The organism is Candidatus Binatia bacterium, from assembly GCA_036493895.1.
GTDB lineage: Bacteria > Desulfobacterota > Binatia > UBA1149 > CAITLU01 > DATNBU01.
Map to the genome: position 1 here is coordinate 171,314 of DASXOZ010000053.1, position 24,901 is coordinate 196,214.

Here is a 24,901-nt window from a genome sequence, read left to right on the forward strand (position 1 = left end):
GGAGGGGTTTTTCCGCAGCCTGCTTCTGCCAGATAGCGCGCGGCGCCGGCTGAGGACAGCGACACACCGCCGGGTTGTGCCCGCACACCCAGGACTTATTGTCGCACGATGGGTGGGATCAACGGCGAGGGCGAGACGGCGGCAGGCTCCGCGAGCGCGACGAGGTCGAATGCGTCCTCGTTCCTCGACCCCGTCTGCGGCATGACCGTCGATCCCGACGTCAAGCCGTGGCGCGCGCGGCACGAAGGCCGCACGTACTACTTCTGCAGCGAAAAATGCCAGCGGCGCTTCGTCGCCGCGCCCGCGTAATTTGCGGGCGAGGCGCGGCCGCCAGCATACGATGCCGATCCGCGTGCGATCTATACCTGCCCGATGGATCCGCAGGTGCGCCAGACCGGCCCCGGTGCCTGCCCCCTCTGCGGCATGGCGCTGGAGCCGGAGACTGTCACAGCCAACGAAACACCGAACGCCGAGCTTGCGTCGATGAAGCGGCGCTTTGCCGGCGCGGCACTGCTGACTTTGCCTGTGTTCGCACTCGAGATGGGGCAGCACGTCGCGGGGCACGCGGTGGTGCTCGATCCGCGAAGCTCGCAGTGGGTGCAGGCCGCGCTGGCGACGCCGGTGGTCGCTGCGGCAGGCTCCGTGTTTTTCCGTCGCGGCTACGACTCGGTCCGGGTGCGAAGCCTCAACATGTTCACGCTGATCGCGCTCGGCACCGGCGTGGCGTGCCTCTACAGCATCGTCGCCCTGCTCGCTCCCGGCCTGTTTCCCGCGACGATGCTCGAGCACGGCGGCACCGTACCCGTCTATTTCGAGGCGGCGGCCGTGATCGTGACGCTGGCACTTCTCGGACAGGTGCTCGAACTGCGCGCGAGGGATCGCACGTCGGATGCCATCCGCGCGCTGCTTCGGCTCGCGCCGAAAACCGCGCGACGCGTTGCTGCCGACGGCAGCGACGAAGAGATTGCACTCGAGGACGTGCAGCCCGGAAACCTGCTTCGCGTGCGACCGGGAGAGAGAGTTCCGGTGGACGGCAGCGTCATCAGTGGAAACTCGACGGTCGACGAGTCGATGATCACGGGCGAGTCGATGCCTGTCGCCAAGAGCGAGGAATCGAGCGTCATCGGCGGCACCGTCAACGGCTCGGGGTCTTTCGTCGTGCGCGCGGAAAGGCTCGGGCAGGCCTCGATGCTCGGCAGAATCGTCCGCCTCGTCGCGACCGCGCAGCGAAGCCGCGCCCCGGTGCAGGCCCTCGTCGATCGCGTCTCCGCGCTCTTCGTTCCGTCGGTGATCGTCGTCGCCGTGCTTTCGTTCGCCGCGTGGCTCGTGCTCGGCCCCGAGCCGCGGCTCGCCCACGCGATCGTCTCGGCCGTCAGCGTCCTGATCATCGCGTGCCCCTGCGCTCTTGGCCTTGCCACTCCGATGTCGGTGATGGTCGGCATCGGCCGCGGTGCCGGCGCCGGCATCCTGATCCGCAACGCCGAGGCTCTCGAGCGCATGGAGAAAGTCGACACGGTCGTGCTCGACAAGACCGGCACCGTGACCGAAGGGCGACCCGAGGTGACTGCGATCGTCGCGGCGCCGGGCGCTACGGAAAACATGGCACTCGAAGCCGCCGCAGCGGTCGAGCGTGCAAGCGAGCATCCGCTGGCCGAAGCCGTCGTGCGCGAAGCAGCGCGGCGCGGCGTTGCCATTGCCGACGCGGAAGCCTTCGAGAGTTTCGCGGGAAAGGGAGCCGTCGCGACGGTTGCCTCGCTGGCAGTCGTCGTCGGCAACGCCGAGTTGCTGGCCGAACGCGGCATCGATACCCAGGCACTGGCCATCGATGCCGAACGACTGAGAAGCCAGGGAAATACGGTGATCTTCGTTGCGCGCGCGGGGCTTCTGGCCGGCCTGGTCGCGATCGCCGATCCGGTCAAGGCCACGACGCCGCCGGCGCTCGAGAGCCTGCGCCGCGCGGGCCTTCGCATCGTCATGCTGACGGGCGATCATCGGGCCACCGCCGAAGCGATCGCGCGTCGCCTCGGGATCGACGACGTCGAAGCCGGCGTACTTCCCGACCGCAAGCAGGATGTCGTCGAAGAGCTGCGCAGGCGCGGCCGCGTCGTCGCGATGGCGGGCGACGGCGTAAACGACGCACCGGCGCTGGCTGCCGCCGACGTCGGGCTCGCGATGGGCAGCGGCACCGACGTCGCGATGGAGAGCGCGTCGATCACGCTGGTGCGAAGCGATCTGCGCGGCATCGCGAACGCGCGCACGCTGTCGCGCGCGACGATGCGCAATATCCGCCAGAACCTGTTCTTCGCGTTCGTCTACAATGCCGTCGCCGTCGCGGTCGCCGCCGGAGTGCTCTATCCGTGGCTCGGCTGGCTCCCGTCGCCGGCGCTCGCGGCCGCTGCGATGTCGCTCTCGTCGGTCAGCGTGATCACGAATGCCCTGAGGCTCAGGAGTGTGGATCTTTAGAGGTGCTGAGAGCGCCAGCGGATCATGCCGCCGGTCACATTGGCGACGTCGGGGACGGAGGCCTGCTCGAGGATGGCAACGGCCTGGGCCGAGCGGCGTCCGGAGCGGCAGATACAGACGACCGGCTTGTCTCGCGGCACTTCGTCCACGCGTTTTCTCAGCTCGCCGAGCGGAATATGCATGCTGCCCTCGATGCGGCCGAGCTCGCCGGTCAGCTCGGCCGGCTCGCGAACGTCGAGCATCGTCACCAGCGACGGGTGCTCGTGAACCCACACCGGCTCGATCTCGGATACTCCGGCGAAAGTGCGGTGCACGGGTCCCCAGGTCGGACGGTCCGTCGAAATCGCGGTTTCCGGCTTTCCGCAGCGGCGATTGGCCGGTACCGCAATGTCGAGCTGCTTCGGATGCGGCAGACCGAGGTTCTGCATGTAGCCGACGAAATCGCTTTCGCTGGCATCGCCGCCGATGCGCGGGTTCCAGCGTTTCTCTTCCCCGACGCTGGTCACCGTGCGGCCGCCGTAATCGTGGCCCGGATACAGCAGGCAGTCCTCGGGCAGCGAGAATATCTTGTCGCGAATCGAATGGTACAGCGCGTGCGCGTCGCCGTGCTGGAAGTCGGTGCGTCCCGCGCTGCGGATCAGCAGTGCATCGCCCGTGAAGGCCATGCGCCAGTCGCCGGTCACGTAGGTCACGCAGCCGTCGGTGTGGCCCGGTGTTGCGACGACGCGCAGCTCCACGCCGGAAAAACGGATCGGGTCGCCGTCGTCGACGTAGATGTCGGCGCCTTCGGCCTCGCTCCGGCGGCTAATGACGATCTTCGATCCAAGCGCTTCGCGAAAGCGCCACGCGGCGGTGACGTGGTCGGCGTGCACGTGCGTCTCGAGCGTGTACAGGAGCTTGAGACCGAGCTCTTCGAGCAGCGCGCGCTCGCGCTCGAACTTTTCGAACACGGGGTCGATGAGCAGCGCCTCGCGCGTTCGCTCGTCGCCCAGCAGGTAGGTGTAAGTGGAGGAGACGGGGTCGAACAGCTGGCGGAAGATCATGAACCCGACTACCACGGCGCCCGCGCCCAGGCGATGCCGAAGCACCGGAGCCGCAGCCGCTTCAACTTCCGGGAGGCCCACCAAGGTCGGGTGGAACTCGCAGCGGCGCGTCGAAGTCTCGTTCCACTTCGAAAACCACCTCCGTCGATTTCCCTTCATCCATTACCAAGGTACTCTACTTTCATGGCACTGCCTCAATCCAGGGTCACCGCACAGGGCCAGATCTCGGTCCCGGCCGAAGTACGCCGGAAACTGGGCATCGGCCCCGGATCCATCCTCGAATGGGACGAAGACGGGGAACGCATGGTCGTGCGGAAGGCCGGACGGTTCTCCTCACTCGAGATCCACAACGCGCTCTTTGCCAAGCGACGCGTCAAGCCTCGCAAGCTGCAGGACTCGAAGGTCGCCGTCGCCCGGCACCTCCAAGAGAAGAATGCGCGCCGTTGACAGCAACGTTCTCGTGCGTCTCATCACGCGGGACGATGAAAAGCAGGTCGCGTCGGCGGAATCGTTCGTCGAAAAAGGAGCGTGGGTGTCCCATCTCGTGCTCGCCGAGACGACCTGGGTGCTCTCGGCGGCGTACGAGTTGGAGCACGCCGACATCGCTACAGCGGTCGAGATGCTGCTCAGTCACGAGCGCCTTACGTTGGAGAATGCGGACGTGATCGTCGCGGCGCTCGAACGCTACCGCAATCGTCCCGCACTTGGCTTCTCGGATTGCCTGGTTCTGGAGATCGCGCGCAAGGCCGGGCACCTCCCGCTCGGGACCTTCGACAGGAATCTTGGCCGGCTGGAAGGCGCCGAGAGACTGTAGCCGCGGTACTTCGGGCATCTGTGCACGCCAATTCGACGACGCCGCTCTGCATTTCCCGCTTCGATCAACCCAACTGAACTTTCTTCCGCACTCTGCATCGTATACGCAGTGCCCCCCGTGAGTACGGGGGACACGTTCGACATCCACGATATCGATCTGGACGGATTCGCGAGTGCGATCGGCGAGCTTCGCGAAGAGCTGCGCGCATCGCTCGGAGACGACGACCTGCGTCATCTCGCGAACATCGAGCGCTGGGGAAGGGTAGCGACGCTTGTCGGGCTGGCCACTTCGTGGATCGCGCCGAACCCGCTGTCGGCCGTGCTGCTTTCGCTCGGCAGATCGACGCGCTGGCTGCTGATGCACCACATCGGCCATCGCGGTTACGACAAGGTTCCAGGCGTCGCCGACCGACACACCTCGCGCGTCTTTGCGCGAGGGAAAAGGCGTTTCATCGACTGGGCGGACTGGATGACACCGGAAGCCTGGATCTACGAGCACAATATCCTGCATCACCAGCACACGGGCGAGATGCGCGATCCCGACCTCATCGAGCAGAACCTCGAGGGCATCCATCGCTCGCGGCTGCCGATGTTCGCGCGCTACGCTCTGCTGGCGCTGCTCGCAGGTACCTGGCGCGCCTCCTACTACGCGTCGAAGACATTGACGGCGTGGTGGCATCGCCGTGCCCCGGACGGCGCGCCGCGCCCGGTGCCGGTGGCAGCGCTGGTCACGCAATGCCTGGCTCCGTACGCGCTGCTCCAGTTCGTGCTCCTGCCGGCACTGTTCACGCCGCTCGGCGCGTGGGCGGTATTCTCGGTGCTGTGCAACTCGATCCTGGCCGACGTCCTGACCAACGTGCATACGTTCTTCGTCGTCGGTCCAAACCACACGGGTGACGATGTCTGGCGATTCGAAGACGCCCCCGCATCACGCGGCGAGTTCTACGTTCGGCAGGTGATCGGGTCCGTGAACTACAGGACCGGCGGAGATGCCGTCGATTTCGCGCACCTCTGGCTCAACTACCAGATCGAGCACCACCTGTTTCCCGACGCGCCGATGCTCGCCTACCGCCGCATCCAGCCGAGAGTAAAGGAAGTATGCGCGCGCTTCGGCGTGCCGTACCTCGAGGAGCCGGTCACGACGCGCTTCCTCAAGATGAGCCGTGTGTTCGTCGGCCGTGCGAGCATGCGCCGTCTCGAAGCGGGGACCCCGCCGGTGCAATTGAAGGCGGCGTAGGCTCCTCGCTCGCGCGGCGGCCTGGCCTGGGGCTCAGTTGATCTTCACTCCCGCGGAAGCGTAGGAGCCGTAGAATTCCATCGAATCGGCGCAGCCGCCCGGCATCATCGTCGTCGAACAGTAGTCGCCGGTGAAGACGATGGAACCGCCGCTGCGCTTGCAGTGAGTCGGGCTGGCGCCGTCACCATAGGTGGCCGCGTCGCCCGAAAGCAACACACACAGGCTCTCGCTGAGCGGCGCGACGACGATCGCGTCCGCATCTTCGAGATTGATCGCCGCCAATACCGTTCCGCCATCGATCCAGCCCGGATGCATCGGGTCCGGCTGGCAGCCGGCGGCCGGATCGAGGCTCGATACGTCGTAGCCGCCGATGCAGTCCTGGTCTGGCGAAATCTGCCCTGTTACCTGCAGGCCGCGCATCGGTAACAGCAACACGCCGGCGCCCATCGCGTCGAGGTAGACCGGGATCGTGACGCTGCCGACCTGCGACGAGAAAGTCTGATTCATCCCAAGGCCGAGCGTTCCCGTGACCGGCGCGACCGAGTGCGACTGGACCGTCTCGTTCACGAAGGAATATCCCATGGTCGGATCGAGCACCGGCTTGGCGCCGCCGACAGTAAGATTGCCGCCCGACGTGTCGACCTGCATCAGCCAGTTGAAGGTTGCCGAGCCATTCAGGTTGCACGTCGGCTGATCCGGCGTCACGCCGTTGGAAATCGTATTGCCGACGGGACCGGTCGCGAGGACGGTCGGCAGAGTGAGAGCCAGGTGCGAGACTCTCAGCCCGAACGTACTCAGGACGCTGTTGTCGTTCTGGGTCGGACACTGCACTCCGAAAGGGCAGGCCATCGGAATCGTGCAGGCGGCCGATGCGGGCGTGAGTGCGAGCACGTCGTTGATGCAGCTCGTGACGGCGCCGCCGATCGCGGATGCGTCGTTGATATTGACGCAGCCACCTTTACCGTCTGCCTTGGCGATCGCCGAGTCGAACTTCAGGTCGGCTTTATCGAGGCAGATGCTGTCCACGTTGGTCCCGCTCTTGAGAGCAGCCTGCCAGCACTTGCCCTTGGCTGCCGCCTGCTGGAAGGCGGCCTTGTTCTTGGCCGCCGCACAGGCGCCGGCCGCAGTTCCACTTGCGGAAAAGGCAGGTACGGTGGCGACGAGAAGGGCGATTGTCGCCAGCACCGCGATTCGATTGTTCATGAGTCCCCTTGAGTCGACGCGCCAGAGACGAAGCGTCGACGCCAGCGTCCCTACAGGGCTTCTGCAGGCTTCGCAAGGTTCCAGCTGTGGCTCGGGTCGAGTGGAAGACCGCGCCCGCGCCCCCGGCGATCACGATTGGCCCTCTGCCCGTTTCTGCTATGGCGGTGACGCCCTCCCCGGCCTGTCAATGCGAGCACTCCGGGCAGCGGGCAAGGAGAAATGCCATGCGAATGAACGTGCACCCGATTCCCACCGTATCCGACCGCATCAACCAGATCCGCGAGCTCACGGCGAAAATCGTCAATCATGAGATTCTTCCGAACGAGAACGAGTTGTGGGTCGGACGCCGCGGCGGCGAGGCAACCAACGGGGCGCGCCAGCGCGCCCACGATCTTCGCGCCGGCATCCGCGACAAGGTGAAGCAGGCGGGCCTGTGGGCGCCGCATCTTCCGCGCGAATACGGCGGCGCAGGCCTCAATTTCCTCGAGCACGCGTACATGAACGAGGTGCTCGCGTACGCGGTAGGCGCAGCGGCTCTCTTCGGCGTCGTCGCGCCAAACTCGGGCAACCAGTCGATCCTCGTCAAGTACGGCACCGACGAGCAGAAAAAGAACTGGCTGCTGCCGATGATCGAAAGCGGCATGGAGTCGGGATTCTCGATGACCGAGCCGGAAAATCCCGGCTCCGATCCGCGCTCGATCCGCACCAGCGCGCGCCGCGACGGCGACGACTGGGTGATCAACGGGCACAAGTGGTTCACGTCCAACGGCAAGCGCGCCGATTTCTTCATCGTGATGTGCCGCACCGAAGACCCGAACGCGCCTGCGGAGCGCAACGGCAAGATGACGCAGATCATCGTGCCGTCGGACACGCCGGGCGTGCGCATCGCGCGCGGCATTCCGGTCTGGGGCCGCGACAGCGACCACTGCGAGATCTACTACGACGACGTTCGCGTGCCGCTCGGCAACGCACTCGGTCGCGCCGGTTCGGGCCACCAGGCCGCGCAGGACCGCCTCGGCGCCGGCCGCGTCTACCACTGCATGAATTCGGTCGGGCAGATGTGGCGTGCCTTCGACCTGATGGTCGAGCGCTCGATGATGCGCGAGGTGCACGGCGGCAAGCTCGAGACCAAGCAGTTCATCCAGGGTTTCATCGCCGAGAGCTACATCGACATCCAGGCCGCGCGCCTGATGACGCTGCACTGCGCCGAGAAGATGGAAAGCGGTGGCGATCCGCGCACCGACATCTCGGCGATCAAGATCTTCGTTCCGGCCGCCTACCACCGCGTCGTCGACCGCGCGATCCAGGTCTGGGGCGGCGCCGGCGTCTCCGGCGATCTTCCGCTGGCCGAGATGTACCAGGGCGCAAGGACGCTGCGCATCGCCGACGGCCCCGACGAAGTCCACAAGATCCTCATCGCGAAGAACGTCCTCAAGGCGTATCGCGAAGGGGACGGGTGGGACTTCGGGAACTGAGTTGCGGGGACCGGCACCAGCAAACCGGTGCCTGTCCCCGACTCAAGCGGAAGCGATCCGGCGCGCCACGGCGCCCCTCACGGCACGTTGGCGGCGCCGGGCGTCGGCGTGCTGGAGAATTTCCAATCGGTGGCTGCGTCATTGGTATCCGAGCCGTCCGGCAGACGGGACAGCGAACCGTTGACGGTGTTCGAATCGGCCACGGATACGGGGAGTGCGGTGCCTTCCACAAGCGATACGGTGCCCGGGAACCCGGTGATCTGGGCCATCGTCATCGACCCTTCGTACGAGAGCGCGTCGATGAGGGTCGAGTGGACAGCATCGATCAGCGCCACTCCGTCCGGTGCGCCGTTCTGGATGAGACTGGTCACAGCGCCCGCGTCGATCGTCTCTACGCCGGCGGGAACGCTGGACACGACACTGGTGGCACCGACGACGAGATACTGGGAAGCGGCGAGCGAGCCCGCGGGGCTGAGGTCGAACCGATCGTACTCCGTGTTGCTCCCGCCGTTGACGAGCACGAGCGCGATGCCGCTGAGGCTGATGGGCGCGGAGGTCGGGTTGAAGACCTCGACGAACTCCGCCGCATCGGTGCCGACGTTGTCGTAGTCGATTTCGTTGATGACCAGGCTGGTCGCGCTGCCGGGCGCCACGATGGTCAGGTCCGCCGACAGCATCGAGCCGAGGGTCGCGTCGATCTGCGCGGACGTCTCCGTGTTCGCATCGTCATAGTCGAACGTCGCGCTGAACTGGTCGGCCGGCACGAGGACGCTGGGCGGAATGGTGCCCGCATCCGCGGGAGTCAGCGACAACGCGACCGAGCTGCCGCCGGGTGACGCCGGGATGTCCAGCGTCACCGTGAAGGTGCGCGTCCCGCCCTGCACCACCGATGTCGTCGCAGGCTGAAGGTCCACGAGCACCGGCGTTTCCGAGGTGCCGATCACGCGAACGTGCGCAACGAGATTTGCCGCTCCGAACGTCGCCGTCAGCGTCACGTCGGCGGACTGCGCCAGGCCGTTGATGTGCACCTGCGCGCTCGTCTGCCCCGAGAGGATCGTCACGCCGCCGCCGACGATCGTCAGCGAAGCCGGATCCGAGGTGGCGATCGCCACGAAGGTGTCCTGCGCGACCGGCCCGTTCATCGTCACCGCCAGCGGAGTCTGGAAGGTCGGCACGTCGCTGTCGCCTTGGCGCGCGTACGAGAGCGGCGGCGAAAAACCCGTCATCGCCGGGCACGGGATCGCGCCAGGGTTCGGATAACTCGGGCACGCATCGCACGCGTCCCCCTTGCCGTCGCCGTCGATGTCCGCCTGGTCGGCGTTGGCGACGTTCGGACAGTTGTCCGTTGCGTTCGGGATGCCGTCGCTGTCGCGGTCATTCCCGTTGAAGCTGCAGGTCGTTGTGTTCGCGTCCAGAGGGCACGGGTCGCACGCGTCACCGACGCCGTCACCGTCGGTGTCGGGTTGGACGCCGTTATCGACCGGGCGCGCCGGGTTGAAGATGGTGGGGCAGTTGTCGGTGGCGTTGGCGTAGCCGTCGCCGTCATCGTCGGTGCCGGTGATGTTGCCGTCGTAGACCGCGGAGCCGTTGACGCTGACGCCGCGGCTCGGAATGCACGTGGGCTCGTTCTGTGGCGTTCCGCAGAAGAAATCCGGGTAGACGCTGCCGACGGAGGTCTGGAGCGCGGAATACGTCTTCCCGATCTCGCCCGTCAGGCAGACCTGCTTGCTGCTGCCGCAGACATCGACGGTGTCGCAGGAGCCCGTGTCCGGGATGGCCCCGATGGTGGCGGCATCGCCGTAGAGCGGCTTGCCGCTGCGAAGGACGAGCGAGACGTCCTGGGGTTGTGCATCGATCACCGCGCGGTAACCGTCGTGGTCGGCCTCGCTGAAAACGGCAATGTCCGCCGCGTAGCCCGGCGCGAGCAGGCCGATGGCGTCGTCCAGGGCCGCAGCGGCAGCGCTGTTGGTGGTCGCCATCGACCAGAGGTCCCGGTTGCTGAAGCTGTGATGGAGGTAGCCAGCGTTGAACTGGTCGGCGCACTCGAGCTCGCGCAGCATGTTCATCGAGCCGGAAACGTTCCAGTCCGTCCCGAGCGCGACGGTGCCGCCCATTCGCGCGAATACCTGAGCCGCCGCCGTATCGCCGTAGAGCGCAATGTTCGAACGCGGCGACCAGATGAGCTTGCTGCCCTCGGCCTCCATCACTGCGAGATCGACGGAGGTCAGACCCACGCCGCCGATCACGGCCGTCTTGCTCTGCACGATGTCGTTCGGAGAATTGCTGAGGCAGTAGAATTCGTTTTCCGAGTACGCATCGACACCTTCGGCAATGTGCGGCTCGTAGGAGTCGGCGGCTGTGAAGGTCGCGTCGGACGGCGTGATGGCGCCCGTAAACTGATCGCAGGTGGGCGTGGGCGGGAACGTCGGCGGACTGCTGTCGTTGAGCGGGAAGTTGTCGTAGTCCACCGCCGGACGAGCGAGCCCTTCCTCCATCGTGGCCTTGTCGAGGTTTCTCAGCAGGCCGGTCTGACCGCCGCTGCCGGCGATCGAGGTCGTGCCTGCCATCAACCCGCGCAGCTCGGCCCAGCTGATCTCGTCCCCACTTGCACCACCGGCAGCCGGGATCAACGTGTGGCCGTGAAGGCCACTGCGCCACTCGTGGCGATCCTCGTAGCGCTCGGCCGTCGCGGCATACGGGGAGTTCTGGTCGAAGGTGAGGTGGTCGTGCGTGTTGACCAGGCCAGGCGAGATCGCCGCCTGCGGACAACTGATGACGGTAGCAGTGGACGCCGTCGTCGCGCAGCTTCCCGCGCAGGCGGCCGAGCAACCTGCCTGAACGATGATGCCCTGGGAATCGATCACGACCTGTCCGCCGCGGTAGATCGTCGTCGGCGTCAGGACGTCTCCGAGGATCACCCGGCCGGCGTCGCCCGCGGTCACTTCGCAAGTGCCCGATGAAAGCGGCGCAAGCTGCTGGCAGAAGGTCTCGCCGGCAGGTGCATAGCACTGGCCGCTGTCGCCCGGTGCGGCAATGAGAAGATCCTGGTTCGTGTCGGCCGCGTCGATGCAGGTGTCCACGCCGGCGCACTCGGTTGCCGTTGCCTTCGCGCTGCTGAGGCACTTGTCGGCGAGCGTTCCGTCGGTCTTGTACTTCGTGCGGATCTTGCAGTTCACCGAGCCGTCGGCAACGCTGGTGTAGATGCAAGGCCGCGCGCCGACGATCGCGCTGCGGCCGCAGCGCGAGTTCTTGTAGAACTTCTTGAGCGTGCCGAGGCAGGGCTTGCGCACGGACGTGAGCGAGGCCATCTGCGTCTTGATGCAGGCGGCAAAATCGGAGCGGGCGTGGCCGTCGCTGCCGTCATAGGTGGCGCAGGGACAGGCGGCGTCGATGGTGGTGCGCGCGTCGCGCAGTGCCTGCGCGTCGCCGGCGACGATCGGGTCGCTGCCGATCAGGCACGACGTCGGGCCCGCGACGGCTGCGGTCGGCGCAAGAAAAACAATCGACGCGGCAACGGCGCACCAGAACGATCGAAGCATGGCTAACCCCCCGGCTGCGGCCCCTCCGGCCGCGAAATCGAAGGTCGCATACTCGCCTGCCGCCGGGGCTCACGCAACAGCCTGGCGGGGCCTGCGCTCGAAGCGGCGGCGCGTATCGCCGGGTGGGCCGGCCAGCGCCGTGGTCTCTCAGCTGCCGGCGTTTCGTACCGCCCGAACGCTGAACGTGCTGACCTTCGGCGAAGCGAACGCACCACCGACCGAGAACGACACTGCGAACGCGTCGGCGGGAATGCTCGCCAGCGTCGTCGACGACCAGTACTGCAGGCCTTCGGTGCAGCTGCACTGGGACAACGTGCAGCTCGGGGCGCAATCATGATTGAAAATCGACTTCACGGTCGAGCCGCTGGAAGCCGCATCGGCACTGTAGTCGACGATCGACTCGAGCTCGCGGACGTTCGGCAAGCGCCAGTCGTTGTGACCGGCGAAGTTGTCCGAGTTGAGCCCCGCGATCTTCTCGAAGGACTGAACCCAGGTGAGCGCCTGGGCAACGTCATGGACTCCGCCGGCGTGGCCGAGTTTCTCCCACACCAGATTCGTTGAAGTGTCGGCAATGGTGCCGTCGCCGTTGGAGACGTAGTGAAGGTCGACACCGATTTGCAGCGCTCCGTCTTCACGCGGCGTCGATTGGCACGAGATCGGCGTGCCGTCCGCCGTCCAGCAGGTCGTCTGCCCGGTAACCAGGGGATTGGCGTCGTCGCAGGTCAGCGTCACCTGTTGCCCGACCGAAAATTTGAGGACTTTGAGCGCATCCGACGCGGTGACGCTTCCACTCTTGTCGACGTCGCCGCAGTCGCCGGCACCGAGATGGGGCGATGCGACGAGGATCAAAAGGGTGACAACCGCGGACAGGCCACAACGACGGCGCATGGAATTCCTCCTCCTCCCCGATTACCCCGACCCGCAAGATGGGCGCGCGTGCGCGGGGGGAACAAGCGGGAGGCGTTTGGTGCGCCCCCCATGTTGCGGGAAATTCCACCGCTGCGGGGTTGTCTCCTCTAGAGGCCGCCCGAGCCCTTGCCTTCGACGCACTCGGGCGCGTCGAAATGCGCCTGGTCCACGGTCGCCGGCGCAAGCGTCGGTGAGGACACGAAGCTCGGCGTCGTGAAATCGAACAGCTCGAGCAGCGGCCTCGCATTCGCGTCACGCGCCGTCAGTGCCGGCAGGTCGAAGCGGTTCTCGATGAAGCGCAGGATCGACGTGTGGTCGTAGACCTTGTGGCCGACATAGTGAGGCCGCGCCCACGGGGAGACCGCGACGAACGGCACGCGGAATCCGTAGCGGTCGAACTGGCCGGGCTCGTCGGTCGCCGCCAGCATCGGCGGGATGTCGTCGGGGATGCAGGCCGGCGGCGGCGCAACGTGGTCGTAGAAGCCGCCGTGCTCGTCATAGGTAAGAAACAGCGCCGAGCGGTCCCACTGCGGGCTCGTCATCAGCGCATCGACGACCTGCGCGACGTGCTGCTGCCCGAGCTGGATGTTGGCCGTGGGATGCTCGTCATCCTCGGTGTCCGAGCTCGCGATGAACGTCGGATCGATGAACGCGACCTGGGGGAGGTTGCCGGCCGCGGCATCGACGAGGAACTGGCTCATCGGCGCGAGGTGGCTCGCGTCGCTGTTGCGCACGTACGCGAACAGCGCCGCGAACGGAATCTCCTCGAAGTAGATCTTCCACGTAACCTGCGGCGTCGCCTCGTCCATCAGGTTGAAGATCGAGCGCTGGTCGTAGGCGGTGGCAGGATCGCACGGCTGCTGGCAGTCCTGCGGAAAATCGTTCGCGATGTGGCCGAACGAAGTGCCGGCCAGGAGGAAGAAGCGATTCGGGAAGGTCTGCGACAGCACCGAGCAGAAGTAGCGGTCGGCCATCGCGAAGGTGCTCGCGAGCGAGTAATAGAACGGGATGTCGGCGCTGTCGTGCCAGCCCATCGTGCGGCTTCCGGTGGGGTCGGCGCTGTTGACGTTCTGCGCGGTGAATCCGTCCATCTTCCCGTTGTCCCACTCCTTGTGGGAACCACTCCATGAGTGGTCGAGGTCGGCAACCTCGCAGTACAGGTCCTGGTGGAACGGAGCGATCGGCATCGTCGCATCGACGGGATTCGGATTGGGAGTCGTCGGTTCGGCCGCAGTCTTCGGCTGCCCTTCGCTGTGGAGCTGACCGAAGTAGTGATCGAAGGAGCGGTTCTCCTGCATCACGACGACGATGTGATCGATCGGGATCTGATCGCCGTGAATCTGCTTTCCCGGAGACTCGGACGGAAGCGCGCCGGCGGCGTACTTGCAGCGGGCGCCGGCAAGACCGGCCGTGGACGTGGCGAAGACGACGGCAAGCGTCGCGGCGAAAATGACGACAGGCTTCATGGCTCCTCCCTCACCCGCGGCGCCGGAGCCCGGCGTTCACTTCGGGTGATCGTGATGTGCGGCCCAGCAACCGCCTTACAAAATTGTTAGCTGGCCTTCGTCGTACCTGTCAACAACGTTGTAAGTAAGTTCCCGGTTCAGACGCGATCCACGCGTGCGACCTCGCCGCTCGCTGAAGAACACCTAACTGACCGAACTCTCAGGGGAATTGAGGGATCTACGACCGTGGGTTCCAGAGCAGCGGCGTCACGTCCGGCTCCACCCATCCAAGGCGGGCCGGGACCGACATCAGCCTTTCGCGAGACCAGTACTGCAGCGGGAGGTCTTTTGCCCCGAAGCGTTCGATCAGATCGGCCGCAAGCTCGTCGAGGCCGCGGGCACGGTCGGCCGACGCCAGGAACGTCGCGATGCGCCAGACGTAGAACCGCGTGATCGACTCGTGGTAGCCGCCGGTTTCGGTATTGGCGACGCCGTGACTTTCGTTGAGGGCGCGGATGCGGGCGCGAAGCAGCGCGAGCGCTTCGTCGGCGCCGTGATGCGCGACGTGCCACAGTCCGACGCGAAGGTGCGCGTGATGGGTCCAGCACGTTTTCGGCAACGTGAGCGCGACGAACGCAGCCGCGATTTCTTCGACGCTCCCGCCGCCGGCGGCAACCCGCGAAGCGACCAGCGTCCCCTCCCCTGCGCTCATGGCACCACCGGCACCGCCGTGCGTCGCGACGAAGACCAGCGCTCCAGGTACAGGTAAACCACCGGCGTGATGTAGAGCGTCAGCACCTGGGAGACGATGAGCCCGCCGACCACGGCGACGCCGAGCGGCTGGCGCAGCTCGGCGCCGGAGCCGATGCCGAGCGCGATCGGCAAGGTGCCGAACATCGCCGCCATCGTCGTCATCATGATCGGGCGGAAGCGCAGCAGGCACGCCGCGCGGATCGCACCGAACGCATCCTGTCCTTCGGCGCGCGCCGAGATTGCGAAGTCCACCATCATGATCGCGTTCTTCTTGACGATGCCGATCAGCATGATGACGCCGACGAATGCGATGACGCTCAGGTCCATGCCCATCACCCGCAGCGCGACGACGGCGCCGATGCCGGCCGACGGCAGTCCCGAAAGAATCGTGATCGGATGGATGAAGCTCTCGTAGAGCATCCCGAGAATGATGTAGATGACGATGATCGCCAGCACGATCAGCGTGCCCTGTCCCCTGGCCGAGTCCTCGAATACCTGCGCCGAGCCCGCGAAACCGCCGGTAATCGTCTCCGGAATCTCCAGGCGCCGCGAGATCTGGTCGATCCCCGTGACCGCGTCGCTAAGAGCCGCGCCGCCGGCAAGATCGAACGAGATCGTCACCGCGGGCATCTGGCCCTGGTGATTGACCGACAGCGGGCCGATTGCGCGCTGCACCGTCGCCAGCGACGACAGCGAGATCGAGGTCGGCCCCTCGCCCTTGATCGGGGTGTTCTCGATGTCCTCGGGAGTCGGATCGCGGCCGACAGTGCGCTCGAGGATTACCGCGTACTGGTTGGACGGAGTGAACAGCGTCGCGATCTGCGCGTCGCCGAATGACGCGTACAGCGCGCGGCGCACGTCGTCGTCGGTGACTCCGAGCGAGGCGGCCTTGGCGCGGTCGATGTCGACGATGGCCTTGAGGCTCTTGAGCTGAAGGTCGGAGGTCACGTCGCGAAAGCGTGGGTCGGCCGCCATCGCTTCCTGCATCTTTTCCGACCACACCGAAAGCTGCGGGAAATCGGACGACTGAAGGGTGTACTGGTACAGGCTCTTGGTCAGCCGCGTTCCGACCGACAGGTTCTGTACCGGCTGAAGAAAGATGTTGAGGCCCTCGACCTCGCGCGTGGCTGCGCGGATGCGACCCATGACCGTGAAGATCGAGTCGCGCTGGTCGGCGGGCTTCAGGCTCATGAACATGCGGGCGGCGTTGGTCGCACCGCGGCCTCCGCCGATGCCGAAGAAGATGGAGTCGACGGCGGGGTCGGCGTTGACGATGTCGCTGACGCGCTGGAGCTTGGCGACCATCGCGTCGAACGAAACGTCCTGGGCCGCCTCGGCCTGCCCGAAGATGAAGCCGATGTCTTCGAGCGGGAAAAAGCCCTTCGGGACCGTCATGAAAGACCAGACGCTGGCGCCCAGCGTCAGGAACGTCACCCCGAGCATGATGCGCCGGTGGTGAAGCGTCCAGTCGAGAGTGCGCGCGTAAAAGCGCGTGAGCGCCTGGAAGCTGCCGACCGACGCAGCCGCGTGGCCGTGCGCGGAGTCCTCCGGCGCCGACTTCAGCACGCGACTGCACATCATCGGCGTCAGCGTCAGCGCGACGAACGCCGAGATCAGGATCGCCATGCTGATCGTGACGGCGAACTCGTGGAAGATGCGCCCGACCACGCCGCCCATGAACAGGATCGGGATGAACACGGCGACCAGCGAGAACGTGATCGAAAGGATCGTGAACTGGATTTCGCGGGCACCGCGCAGCGAGGCTTCCATCGCCGAAAGGCCGCCTTCCATGTGACGCACGACGTTCTCGAGCATCACGATCGCGTCGTCGACGACGAAGCCGACGCAAAGCGTCAGCGCGAGCAGCGAGACGTTGTTGATGCTGAACTGCAGCCAAGCCATGCCGGCCCAGGTGCCGACGATGCAGAGCGGCACGGCGATCGCGGAGATCAGCGTCGCGCGCAGGTCGCGCAGGAACGCGTAGATCACCAGGACCACCAGGCCGATCGTCAGCAGCAGCGTGCGCTCGACGTCGTGCACCGCGTGCTCGATCGAGACCGAGCGGTCGAGCAGGCTGGTCATCTTGATCGAGGCCGGCACCTCGCCTCGCACGCGTTCGAGCAGGTCCTGCACCTCGCGCACGACGGCGATCGTGTTGGCGTCCGGCTGGCGCTGGATCGCGATCACGATGGCGGGCAGCCCGTTCATGCGGCCGATCGAGCGGTCGTCCTCGACCGAATCCGTCACGACCGCGACGTCGCGGAGCCTGAGCGGCGCGCCGTTTCTCCACGCCACGATGATGTCGGAGAAGGTCGCCGCGTCTTTCGGCGAGTCGCTGATGTCGATGTTGAAGGCCTGCTTGTGCCCGCTGATCAGCCCCACCGGAGCATTGGACGCAGCGGCCGCGATCGCGCTCCTCAGCTCGTCGTAACTGAGCCCCATCGACAGCAGTCGATTGGCGTCGGCGCGGATGCGCACCGCGTACTTCTGGGTTCCGAAGATGATGACCTGTGCGACACCCGACAGTGTGGAGATGCGCTCGGCCAGGATCGTGTCGGCAATCTCGTTGACCGCGGAGAGCGGCAGCGTGTCGGACGAAAGCGCGACGAAATAGACCGGCTGGTCGGCAGGATTGACCTTCTGGAACGAAGGCGGCGACGTCATCTGCGGCGGCAGGCGCCGAAGTGTCGCCGAGATCGCGGACTGCACGTCGAGGGCGGCGCCGTCCAGGCTGCGGTCGAGGTCGAACTGGATCGTGATGTCGGTGCGGCCGATGAAGCTCGTCGACGTCATCGACGTGATCCCGGCGATCGTCGAGAACTGGCGCTCCAGCGGCGTGGCGATCGCCGATGCCATCGTCTCGGGGCTGGCGCCGGACAGCGTGGCGCTCACCTGGATGGTCGGGAAGTCGACCTTCGGCAGCGCACTCACCGCAAGGGTGCGGTAGCCGGCAAGCCCGCCGACCAGCACCGCCGCCATCAGCAGGATCGTGAAGACGGGGCGCCGGATGCAGAAATCCGACAGCGTCATTTCGCCGAAGACTCCGTCGCCGGTGCGGCAGCACCAGGGGCCGCGGCACCGGGCACCGCAGCAGGCTTTGGAACCGCCACTTCGACGGGGCTGCCTTCCGAAAGCGACAGCATGCCGTCGGTCGCGACGTCCTCGCCTCCGGAAAGGCCGTCGGTGACGACGGCGGTGCCTTCGCTGTAGCGGCGCACCTTGACCGGCTTTCGCGTGGCCTTGCTGTCGACGATCGCGAACACGAAGTCCCCGCTCGGGCCGTGCTGCACCGAGATCTCGGGAACCGCCACGACGCCGGCGTCCTCGCCGAGGCTCAGCATCACCTCGACGATCATCCCGGGCCACAGCGCTTCGTTCGTATTGGCGAACTCGGCGCGGCCTTCGAACGTCGCCGTCGACCGGTTGATGTTGTTGTCGACGAAGTTGACGTGGCCCTTCTCGGCAAGCTCGACGCCGTCACGGATCACCGTGGTCGCGACGTTCCCCTTCGACATCTGGTCGCGCAGGGGCTCGAGCGCCTGCTGCGGCAAGCCGAACTCGACGCGGATCGGAGCGACCTGGTTGAGGACGACCAGCGGCTGGCCGAGGTCGTTGGCCTTGACGATGTTACCGACGGTGGCCGTGATGGCACCGGCGCGGCCATCGATCGGCGCAGCGATCTTGGTGTAGCCGACCAGCACTTTCGTCCTTTCGATGTCGGCATCCGTCGCGTTCATGCGCGCGCTGGCCGTTTCGAAATCGGCGCGCGTCTTGTCGAGCTCGGCCGTCGACTCGAAGCCGCCGGCGGCAAGCTCGCGGGCCCTTTCGAACTGGCGCTTGGTGTTGTTGATCTCGGCCTCGTTGGTGTCGCGGGTGGCCTCGAGGCGGCGAAGGTCGGCCAAAAGGGCGCGGTCGTCCAGCGTGAACAGCAGCTGGCCGACATGCACCATGTCGCCTTCCTTGAAGTGCACCTCCATCACCTGGGAATCCACCCGCGCGTGCACCTCGACCGTCTGGTTGGCCATCACGAGGCCAGGTGCGCGCACGATGAACGGAACCGAACGCCGTTCGGCGCGCACGACGCGCACGAGCACCGGCGGGCGAATCGGCGCAGCCGCCGTCTGCGGAGCACGCGAGCGCTCGTAGAGGTACACGGCCGCAGCGAGGGCGGCGACGACGGCGAGGATTCGGGACCAGCGCATGGAAGTTCTTCGTGCCTTTGGTTCTGTCGGCGGCTTCGTGCCGCTCAGTCGTCGCGAACCAGCCTCAGGCGCTCGGGCTCGGCGGTAGCGAGGTAGGAAAACTGCTGACGGAAAGCCTCCGGAGTAAGACCTGCCGTCCTGGCCAGTCGCGCAAGGTCGTTGGCATCGCTGAAATCTTCGCGCCTGAGGCGGATCATGTAGCGATGCGCGATCGCGTAGCGCGCCGAGCTGACGTCGACCAGGCGCACGCGCGCGCGGCCGGTCGTCGGATCGAGCATCGACGCGAACGGCACCGCGACGAAATTTCCACCCTGCATCGAAACCATCGCGGCATTGCCTCCGTCGAGCAGGAAGCGCGAAGCGCAATAGCCGAGGTCGCGGGTGTATTCCATGTCGTAAGGAATCGGATCGGCGCAGCGCAGCTCGTAACCGATGTCCTTCGAGACGATCGTGATCTTGACGCCGAGGTCGGCCAGGCGCTTGCGCACCGCTTTCTGCAGCACGTGCCCGATGTCGATCTCGGCGATGCGAACGTGCCCGTGCTCGTCGCGCTCGGCGTCGTCCACCTGTTCGAGATCCTCGTGGCGCACGCTGAGGACGACGCCTTCGGCGATCACCGCGACACCGTCGCGGCGGCCGTCGGCCATGCGCTTGAGGATCGCGCCGGCAAGGGTGTCGACGAGCACCGACAACGGAAAGGTTCCGGTCCCGAACTCTTCGGGAATCAGCGCCAGCGTCGTGCCCGCCGCCTTGCCGATCCCGAGCGCCAGATGCCCGGCCTTGCGGCCCATCGCGACGACGAAATACCAGCGGTGCGTCGTGAACGCGTCGACCATCAGGTTCTTGACCAACTCGGCGCCGATCGCGCGTGCGGTCTGGAAACCGAACGTGTCGATGTCGGCAGGAAGGTCGAGGTCGTTGTCGATCGTCTTGGGCACGTGCGCGACGCGAATGCGCCCGGCGGCCGTCTCCTCCAGCTTGAGCGCCGAGAACGCCGTGTCGTCGCCACCGATCGTCAGCAGCTTGTCGACGCCGAGCGAGAGCAGCGACTTCACCGTCGTCTCCAGCAGCGCGGGGTCCTTGGTCGGGTTCGCGCGCGAGATCCCGAGGATCGACCCGCCGCGGAAGTGGATGCGGCTGACATTCTGGATGTCCAGGTCGACGACCGACGAGGTAGCGCCGGCCATGAGGTGCTCGAAGCCGTCGCGGACGCCGACGACGGGGACATCCGACAGGCGGGCGCGGATCGTCGCCGCCCCGATCACGCAGTTGATGCCGGGAGCCGGACCTCCGCCGACGAGGATTGCCATCTTGCCGCTAGTCATGATTGCCGCCGGAACGGGCCATTATTGCGCCCCGAAGTGCGGTCGCAAACGCGAACCGCGAAACGCATTGAACGGCGAGATCCAGTCGCCTCAACGCGAGGTGTCCGGCCCGAACGACCGTCGATGTCGCGAGGAAAGTCAGCGACCGGTAAAATGCGGCTTGCGCTTTTCTCTCAGCGCGGCGAGCGCCTCCTGGTGGTCCTCGCTGCGAAAGGTCACCAGCTCCAGAGCCGTCGCCGTGTCGAAAGAGACGTTTAGCGCATCTTTGATGAGTTTGTTCACTGCGATCTTCGTGTAACGGACCGCCAGGGGCGCGCCTGCGGCAAGCCGGCGCGCGAACGCCATTGCGACCGAGGCGAGCTCGGCGGCGGGCACCGCGCGATTGACCAGCCCCATGCGCTCGGCCTGCTCGGCCGTCACCGGATCGCCGGTGAGAAGGTACTGCTTGGCAAGCGCCGGCCCGACGGCCAGAGGCCAGATCGCCGTGCCTCCGTCGCCGGCAACGATGCCGACGCGCACGTGCGGATCGCCGATCGTAGCCGAGTCGGCCATGAAGATGACGTCGCAGAGAAGAGCGATGGATGCACCGAGGCCCATCGCGTGCCCGCCGACGGCCGCGACGATCGGGATCTCGACGTCGAGCAGGTCCCAGATCAGCTGCTTGGCGTCGCGGCGCAGCGCATCCATGCGTCCGGGCTGCTGCAACTCGGGAAACCACGAGAAGTCGCCGCCGGCGCTGAAGGCCCTGGCGCTGCCGGTCAGCAGGACGGCGCGCGCGATGCTTTCCTGTTTCAGCTCGCGGAACAGGCGCGTCAGATCTTCGTGCAGCTCTTCGTTGACGGCGTTCAGCTCGTTGCCGGGACGGTCGATCGTCACGACCAGCACGTCGCCGTCGCGCTCGAAGCGAATCGTGCCGAACGGAGATTTCGTGATGTCGTGCATGGCTCAGAGCTGAGAGGCGTCGGTGTCCAGCCCGAGCAGCACGCGACCGGCCACCTCCAGCGTAGAGGACGACACCATCATGTGCTGGGACGCCGCATGGACGTCGCGGAAGCAGCGCTGCAGCGGCGAAGACTTGTAGATCGAGGTGCCGCCGCCGGCGTCGTACATGAGATCGACCGCTTTTTTCGAAAGTGAGACGCTGTGGGTGGCCGCCAGGCGAAGCATCGCGCGCTGCCCCACGCTGATCTCTCCGTCGCAGGCTGCCTCTTCGTAGGTGGCGGCAACCGTGTCGACGAGGAACGCGCGGGCGGTTCGCTGCGCCGCCTCCGCTTCGGCCACCTGCATCTGCACGTACGCGCGGTCAGCCAGGCGACGGCGGCTTCCGGTGGGCGTCTTGCCGCCGGCGATCGCGACCAGCTCGTCGATTGCGCGCCGGGCAAGGCCGACGCTGACAGCGGCGATTCCGACCGCGAGGCAACCAAAGACCGGAAACTTGTAGAGCGGGGAGTCCAGGCGCGGCTTGTCGGTCATCAGCGAGATTGCGCGCGAGCGCGGCACCAGCAGATCGCCGACCTCCATGTCGTGACTTCCCGTGCCGCACAGGCCCGAGACCGTCCATGTGTCGTGCACCGTGGCCGAGGCGGCGGGAAAGATCAGCAGTCGCGAGTCGGGAAGACCGCCGGGAAGCAGTGCAGGCTTTCCGTTTTCGTAGACGACGCAGCCGCCCATCAGCCACGAGCAATGGCCGATGCCGCTGGCGAAGGCCCAGCGCCCGCGCATGCGATAGCCGTCGCCGTCGGCCGTCGCTTCACCCCGCGGTGCAAAAACGCCGCCCGCGACGCTCAGGGGATCGCTCGCGTAGATCTCGCGGGCATCGGCATCGGGAAGGTATCCGGCCAGCAGGCCGCTGGTCGCGCCGATGGCAACGCACCAGCCCGCCGATCCATCGGCGCGCGACACTTCGGCAATGGCCTCGACCATGTCCATCGGCGCGGCCTCGAGGCCGGCGTACCGATGCGGCACGCAAAGGCGGAAGAGCCGTGACTCCTTCAGAGCCGACGCGATATCGGCCGGCAGCCGCCGCTCCTGCTCGATGCGATCCGAAGCCGCCGAAATCAGCGGATAGAGGCTCCGGGCCGCCTGGACCGGAGACGAATGAGACGGGGATTCTGCCTGCACCGCTGCGCTCTTCGGGCCCGCAGCATAAACGAAAGGATGAGCGCAGCGAAATCCGTCCGAATAGGACGAGCGCAGCGAGTCCGTTCAGAGGCAGGAGCGCAGCGAAATCCGCGGCGGACGCTGCTCAGTGATGCTTTTCGGTGGAGGCCACGTCGCGGTTGCTGCTCCAGATGCCGACCTGGTAGCGCCAGGAACCGTCGCCCTGGTTCTTCCAGATCGTGAAGTAGCGACCGCTGTCTTCTCTCCCGTCCGCGCCCGGATTGTGGAAGCGGAAGCCGTAAGTGCCGACTTCGTAAGCCACGTCCCCGGCCCGCACGACGTCGAGAGTCTTCAGCGTCGCGTCTCCCATGCCGGCGCGGCGCTGGGCATCGAAGTACTCGACGATGCGGTCGCGACCTTCGAGGCTCTGGTTCGATGGCGGGAAGAGGCTCGCGTCAGCCGCGTAGATGCCCGCGAGCGCCACCTCGTCACCGTCGTGGAAGGCCTTGAGCCACAGAGTGTTGGCGTCCTCGATGGCCGTTCTCACTTCGCGGGCGTCGGCAGAAGGCTCCTGACCGCCGGCGACGCCCGGCGGCAGAATCGGCGCGATGCTCGCGACATCCGGAAGCTCGGGCAGGCTCGAAGCGGAGCTGGAAGAGGAAACGACGGGCGTGGAAGACAGGGACGCGATCTGGCTCCCGGGCTGGGCGAAGGCGACTGCCGCAAGCATTCCGGTACCCAACGCAGAGATGACCCACTGCTTGCCCATATCGGTCCAGATACCCGCCGGCACGAAGAGTTTCGGGTGCCGGCTTTCGCCGCGGGGAGCCATAAGAACCGTGCAATTTTGCACGGCAGGCCAACTGCCTGACCGGATATTAACCTGCAGTGGCAGTGACAGATAGAGGCGCCCGGCACGCGCGTGGGGAATCTGGGTAGGAATCGGTGATCCTGGGCGCAAATCCGGCTTTCCGGCTTCCAGTAAAACCAGACGCTACCGCAGTTTTGATTTACGCAGCTACTAAGGAATCGCGGAATTGCTGCGACGGCTTTTGCCCGCGGCCGTCGTAAGGGTTAACCACCCCGGTTCCGGAGCAGCACCGTGGGACTTGGAATCGGCATCGTCGGCCTGCCAAATGTGGGCAAATCCACACTGTTCAACGCCCTGACCCGGGCCCAGAACGCCGAGGCGGCCAACTACCCGTTCTGTACGATCGAGCCCAACAAGGCCGTCGTCCCGGTCCCCGACTCCCGGCTTTCCGCCCTGGCTGCCATCGTGGCCCCCCAGAGGATCCTCGCCGCGACCGTCGAGTTCGTCGATATCGCCGGCCTGGTGCGCGGCGCGAGCACAGGCGAAGGGCTCGGCAACCAGTTCCTGGCCCACATCCGTGAGACGGCGGCCATCGTCCACGTCGTGCGCTGCTTCGACGACCCGGACGTCGTCCACGTCGACGGATCGATCGACGCGGTGCGCGATGTCGAAGTGATCGAGACCGAGCTCGTGCTGGCCGACATCCAGGCCGTCGACAACCGCATCGAGCGCCTGATCCGCAAGGCCAAGGGCGACAAGGAAGCCGCCGCCCAGCTCGACTGTGCGCGGCGCCTGGTCGAGCACCTCGGCACCGGCAAGCCGGCGGTGGCCTTTGCCGAGCGCGATTCGGCCGCCGGCGCAGAACTGTTTCGCGAGATCGGCCTGATCACCGCAAAGCCGGTCATCTACTGCGCGAACGTCGACGAGGACGCGCTGGCCGCCGACAACGCACACGTTGCGGCGCTGCGCGCGTGGGCCGGGCCCCGCCACGGGGACGTCATCAAGATCTCGGCGAAAGTCGAGGCCGAGCTCGTCGGCCTCGACGATGCCGAGCGCGCCGAGTTCCTCGCCTCCTACGGCATCACCGAAAGCGGCATCGAGCAGGTGATCCGCGAGAGCTATTCGGTGCTCGGGCTGATCAGCTACTTCACGGCGGGGCCGAAAGAAGTGCGCGCGTGGACGATCGAACGCGGGTGGAAAGCTCCGAAGGCGGCTTCGGTGATCCACACGGACTTCGAGAAGGGATTCATCCGCGCAGAGGTCATCGCGTTCGACGACTACGTCGCCAATCGCGGCGAGGCCGGGGCGCGGTCGGCGGGAGTGTTTCGCGTTGAGGGAAAGGATTACGTCGTGGCGGACGGGGACGTGATGCACTTCCGGTTCAACGTCTGAGCCCCCCGGGAAGTAACCACTACCGACAATGCCTTGCGCATCGAGCATCGCGATCGAATCGTGATCTCGAGAACTGTGCCCCCCCACGAAACCTCACGACCTGCCGGTCCTCCACGGCATGGAATTACTCCGGCCGTCGCGCGGCCGGTAGCGGGACGCTCCCCGGCGGACAGCCCGGCCGGGGTGTTCGA

Annotated in this window: 17 protein-coding genes and 1 pseudogene; 6 read left to right on the plus strand and 12 right to left on the minus strand. The window is 66.3% G+C overall.

Annotated features, from left to right (window positions below; all coding sequences use genetic code 11):
• Positions 1–108 precede the first annotated feature (108 nt).
• Positions 109–2,463 (plus strand): annotated as a pseudogene (locus tag VGK20_13600) (heavy metal translocating P-type ATPase).
• On the opposite strand, the gene VGK20_13605 reads toward VGK20_13600, so the two are convergent.
• Positions 2,460–3,506, minus strand: coding sequence for an MBL fold metallo-hydrolase (locus VGK20_13605; protein ID HEY2775076.1), 1,047 nt, complete (start codon positions 3,504–3,506; stop codon positions 2,460–2,462). The pseudogene VGK20_13600 and the gene VGK20_13605 overlap by 4 nt on opposite strands.
• A gap of 183 nt (positions 3,507–3,689) precedes the next feature.
• On the opposite strand from VGK20_13605, the gene VGK20_13610 reads away from it, so the two are divergent.
• The 3 genes from VGK20_13610 (at position 3,690) to VGK20_13620 (ending at position 5,556) form a co-directional block, all read left to right on the plus strand.
• The gene (locus tag VGK20_13610) at positions 3,690–3,953 is read left to right on the plus strand and encodes an AbrB/MazE/SpoVT family DNA-binding domain-containing protein (protein ID HEY2775077.1); all 264 of its coding nucleotides are present in this window, start codon (positions 3,690–3,692) and stop codon (positions 3,951–3,953) included.
• Complete coding sequence (locus VGK20_13615) at positions 3,940–4,320, plus strand: type II toxin-antitoxin system VapC family toxin (protein HEY2775078.1); 381 nt, start codon at positions 3,940–3,942, stop codon at positions 4,318–4,320. Before VGK20_13610 ends, VGK20_13615 begins: the two co-directional genes overlap by 14 nt.
• 117 nt (positions 4,321–4,437) lie before the next feature.
• Entirely contained in the window at positions 4,438–5,556 is a 1,119-nt protein-coding gene (locus VGK20_13620; GenBank protein ID HEY2775079.1) for a fatty acid desaturase, read from the plus strand.
• 33 nt (positions 5,557–5,589) lie between these two features.
• Here VGK20_13620 and VGK20_13625 read toward each other — a convergent pair whose 3' ends face one another.
• Positions 5,590–6,759 carry a hypothetical protein gene (locus VGK20_13625; GenBank protein HEY2775080.1) on the minus strand — a complete coding sequence of 390 codons (1,170 nt, stop codon included), beginning with the start codon at positions 6,757–6,759 and terminating at the stop codon, positions 5,590–5,592.
• A gap of 224 nt (positions 6,760–6,983) precedes the next feature.
• On the opposite strand from VGK20_13625, the gene VGK20_13630 reads away from it, so the two are divergent.
• Complete coding sequence (locus VGK20_13630) at positions 6,984–8,234, plus strand: acyl-CoA dehydrogenase family protein (GenBank protein HEY2775081.1); 1,251 nt, start codon at positions 6,984–6,986, stop codon at positions 8,232–8,234.
• Between the two features lie 77 nt (positions 8,235–8,311).
• Here the strand turns inward: VGK20_13630 and VGK20_13635 are convergent, their stop codons facing one another.
• From VGK20_13635 to VGK20_13680, 10 genes are all read right to left on the minus strand, one after another.
• A complete protein-coding gene (locus tag VGK20_13635) occupies positions 8,312–11,773 on the minus strand; it encodes a lamin tail domain-containing protein (protein ID HEY2775082.1) in 3,462 nt (1,153 codons plus the stop codon).
• A 147-nt stretch (positions 11,774–11,920) separates the two neighbouring features.
• The gene (locus VGK20_13640) at positions 11,921–12,661 is read right to left on the minus strand and encodes a DUF1566 domain-containing protein (protein ID HEY2775083.1); all 741 of its coding nucleotides are present in this window, start codon (positions 12,659–12,661) and stop codon (positions 11,921–11,923) included.
• 128 nt (positions 12,662–12,789) lie between these two features.
• A complete protein-coding gene (locus VGK20_13645; protein HEY2775084.1) occupies positions 12,790–14,148 on the minus strand; it encodes an alkaline phosphatase family protein in 1,359 nt (452 codons plus the stop codon).
• Positions 14,149–14,365: 217 nt separating this feature from the next.
• Positions 14,366–14,839, minus strand: coding sequence for a hypothetical protein (locus tag VGK20_13650; protein HEY2775085.1), 474 nt, complete (start codon positions 14,837–14,839; stop codon positions 14,366–14,368).
• The gene (locus VGK20_13655; protein HEY2775086.1) at positions 14,836–17,910 is read right to left on the minus strand and encodes an efflux RND transporter permease subunit; all 3,075 of its coding nucleotides are present in this window, start codon (positions 17,908–17,910) and stop codon (positions 14,836–14,838) included. Before VGK20_13655 ends, VGK20_13650 begins: the two co-directional genes overlap by 4 nt.
• A complete protein-coding gene (locus VGK20_13660; protein HEY2775087.1) occupies positions 17,907–19,082 on the minus strand; it encodes an efflux RND transporter periplasmic adaptor subunit in 1,176 nt (391 codons plus the stop codon). The genes VGK20_13655 and VGK20_13660 overlap by 4 nt, the downstream gene beginning before the upstream one ends.
• Before the next feature lie 44 nt (positions 19,083–19,126).
• On the minus strand, positions 19,127–20,407 hold the full coding sequence (pfp, locus tag VGK20_13665; protein ID HEY2775088.1) for a diphosphate--fructose-6-phosphate 1-phosphotransferase: 1,281 nt from the start codon (positions 20,405–20,407) through the stop codon (positions 19,127–19,129).
• A 138-nt stretch (positions 20,408–20,545) separates the two neighbouring features.
• Complete coding sequence (locus VGK20_13670; protein ID HEY2775089.1) at positions 20,546–21,349, minus strand: enoyl-CoA hydratase-related protein; 804 nt, start codon at positions 21,347–21,349, stop codon at positions 20,546–20,548.
• 3 nt (positions 21,350–21,352) lie between these two features.
• A complete protein-coding gene (locus tag VGK20_13675; GenBank protein HEY2775090.1) occupies positions 21,353–22,528 on the minus strand; it encodes an acyl-CoA dehydrogenase family protein in 1,176 nt (391 codons plus the stop codon).
• 124 nt (positions 22,529–22,652) lie between these two features.
• The gene (locus VGK20_13680; GenBank protein ID HEY2775091.1) at positions 22,653–23,249 is read right to left on the minus strand and encodes a DUF4440 domain-containing protein; all 597 of its coding nucleotides are present in this window, start codon (positions 23,247–23,249) and stop codon (positions 22,653–22,655) included.
• 360 nt (positions 23,250–23,609) lie between these two features.
• Between VGK20_13680 and ychF the strand changes: the two genes are divergently transcribed.
• Complete coding sequence (gene ychF / locus VGK20_13685; GenBank protein HEY2775092.1) at positions 23,610–24,710, plus strand: redox-regulated ATPase YchF; 1,101 nt, start codon at positions 23,610–23,612, stop codon at positions 24,708–24,710.
• The last annotated feature ends 191 nt before the right edge of the window (positions 24,711–24,901 follow it).

Excerpts from the sequence above, each read along its gene's own strand:
- VGK20_13605 (HEY2775076.1), bottom strand. The coding sequence starts at position 3,506 with ATGATCTTCCGCCAGCTGTTCGACCCCGTCTCCTCCACTTACACCTAC.
- VGK20_13610 (HEY2775077.1), top strand. The coding sequence starts at position 3,690 with ATGGCACTGCCTCAATCCAGGGTCACCGCACAGGGCCAGATCTCGGTC.
- VGK20_13615 (HEY2775078.1), top strand. The coding sequence starts at position 3,940 with ATGCGCGCCGTTGACAGCAACGTTCTCGTGCGTCTCATCACGCGGGAC.
- VGK20_13625 (HEY2775080.1), bottom strand. The coding sequence starts at position 6,759 with ATGAACAATCGAATCGCGGTGCTGGCGACAATCGCCCTTCTCGTCGCC.
- VGK20_13630 (HEY2775081.1), top strand. The coding sequence starts at position 6,984 with ATGCGAATGAACGTGCACCCGATTCCCACCGTATCCGACCGCATCAAC.
- VGK20_13635 (HEY2775082.1), bottom strand. The coding sequence starts at position 11,773 with ATGCTTCGATCGTTCTGGTGCGCCGTTGCCGCGTCGATTGTTTTTCTT.
- VGK20_13640 (HEY2775083.1), bottom strand. The coding sequence starts at position 12,661 with ATGCGCCGTCGTTGTGGCCTGTCCGCGGTTGTCACCCTTTTGATCCTC.
- VGK20_13645 (HEY2775084.1), bottom strand. The coding sequence starts at position 14,148 with ATGAAGCCTGTCGTCATTTTCGCCGCGACGCTTGCCGTCGTCTTCGCC.
- VGK20_13650 (HEY2775085.1), bottom strand. The coding sequence starts at position 14,839 with ATGAGCGCAGGGGAGGGGACGCTGGTCGCTTCGCGGGTTGCCGCCGGC.
- VGK20_13655 (HEY2775086.1), bottom strand. The coding sequence starts at position 17,910 with ATGACGCTGTCGGATTTCTGCATCCGGCGCCCCGTCTTCACGATCCTG.
- VGK20_13660 (HEY2775087.1), bottom strand. The coding sequence starts at position 19,082 with ATGCGCTGGTCCCGAATCCTCGCCGTCGTCGCCGCCCTCGCTGCGGCC.
- pfp (HEY2775088.1), bottom strand. The coding sequence starts at position 20,407 with ATGACTAGCGGCAAGATGGCAATCCTCGTCGGCGGAGGTCCGGCTCCC.
- VGK20_13670 (HEY2775089.1), bottom strand. The coding sequence starts at position 21,349 with ATGCACGACATCACGAAATCTCCGTTCGGCACGATTCGCTTCGAGCGC.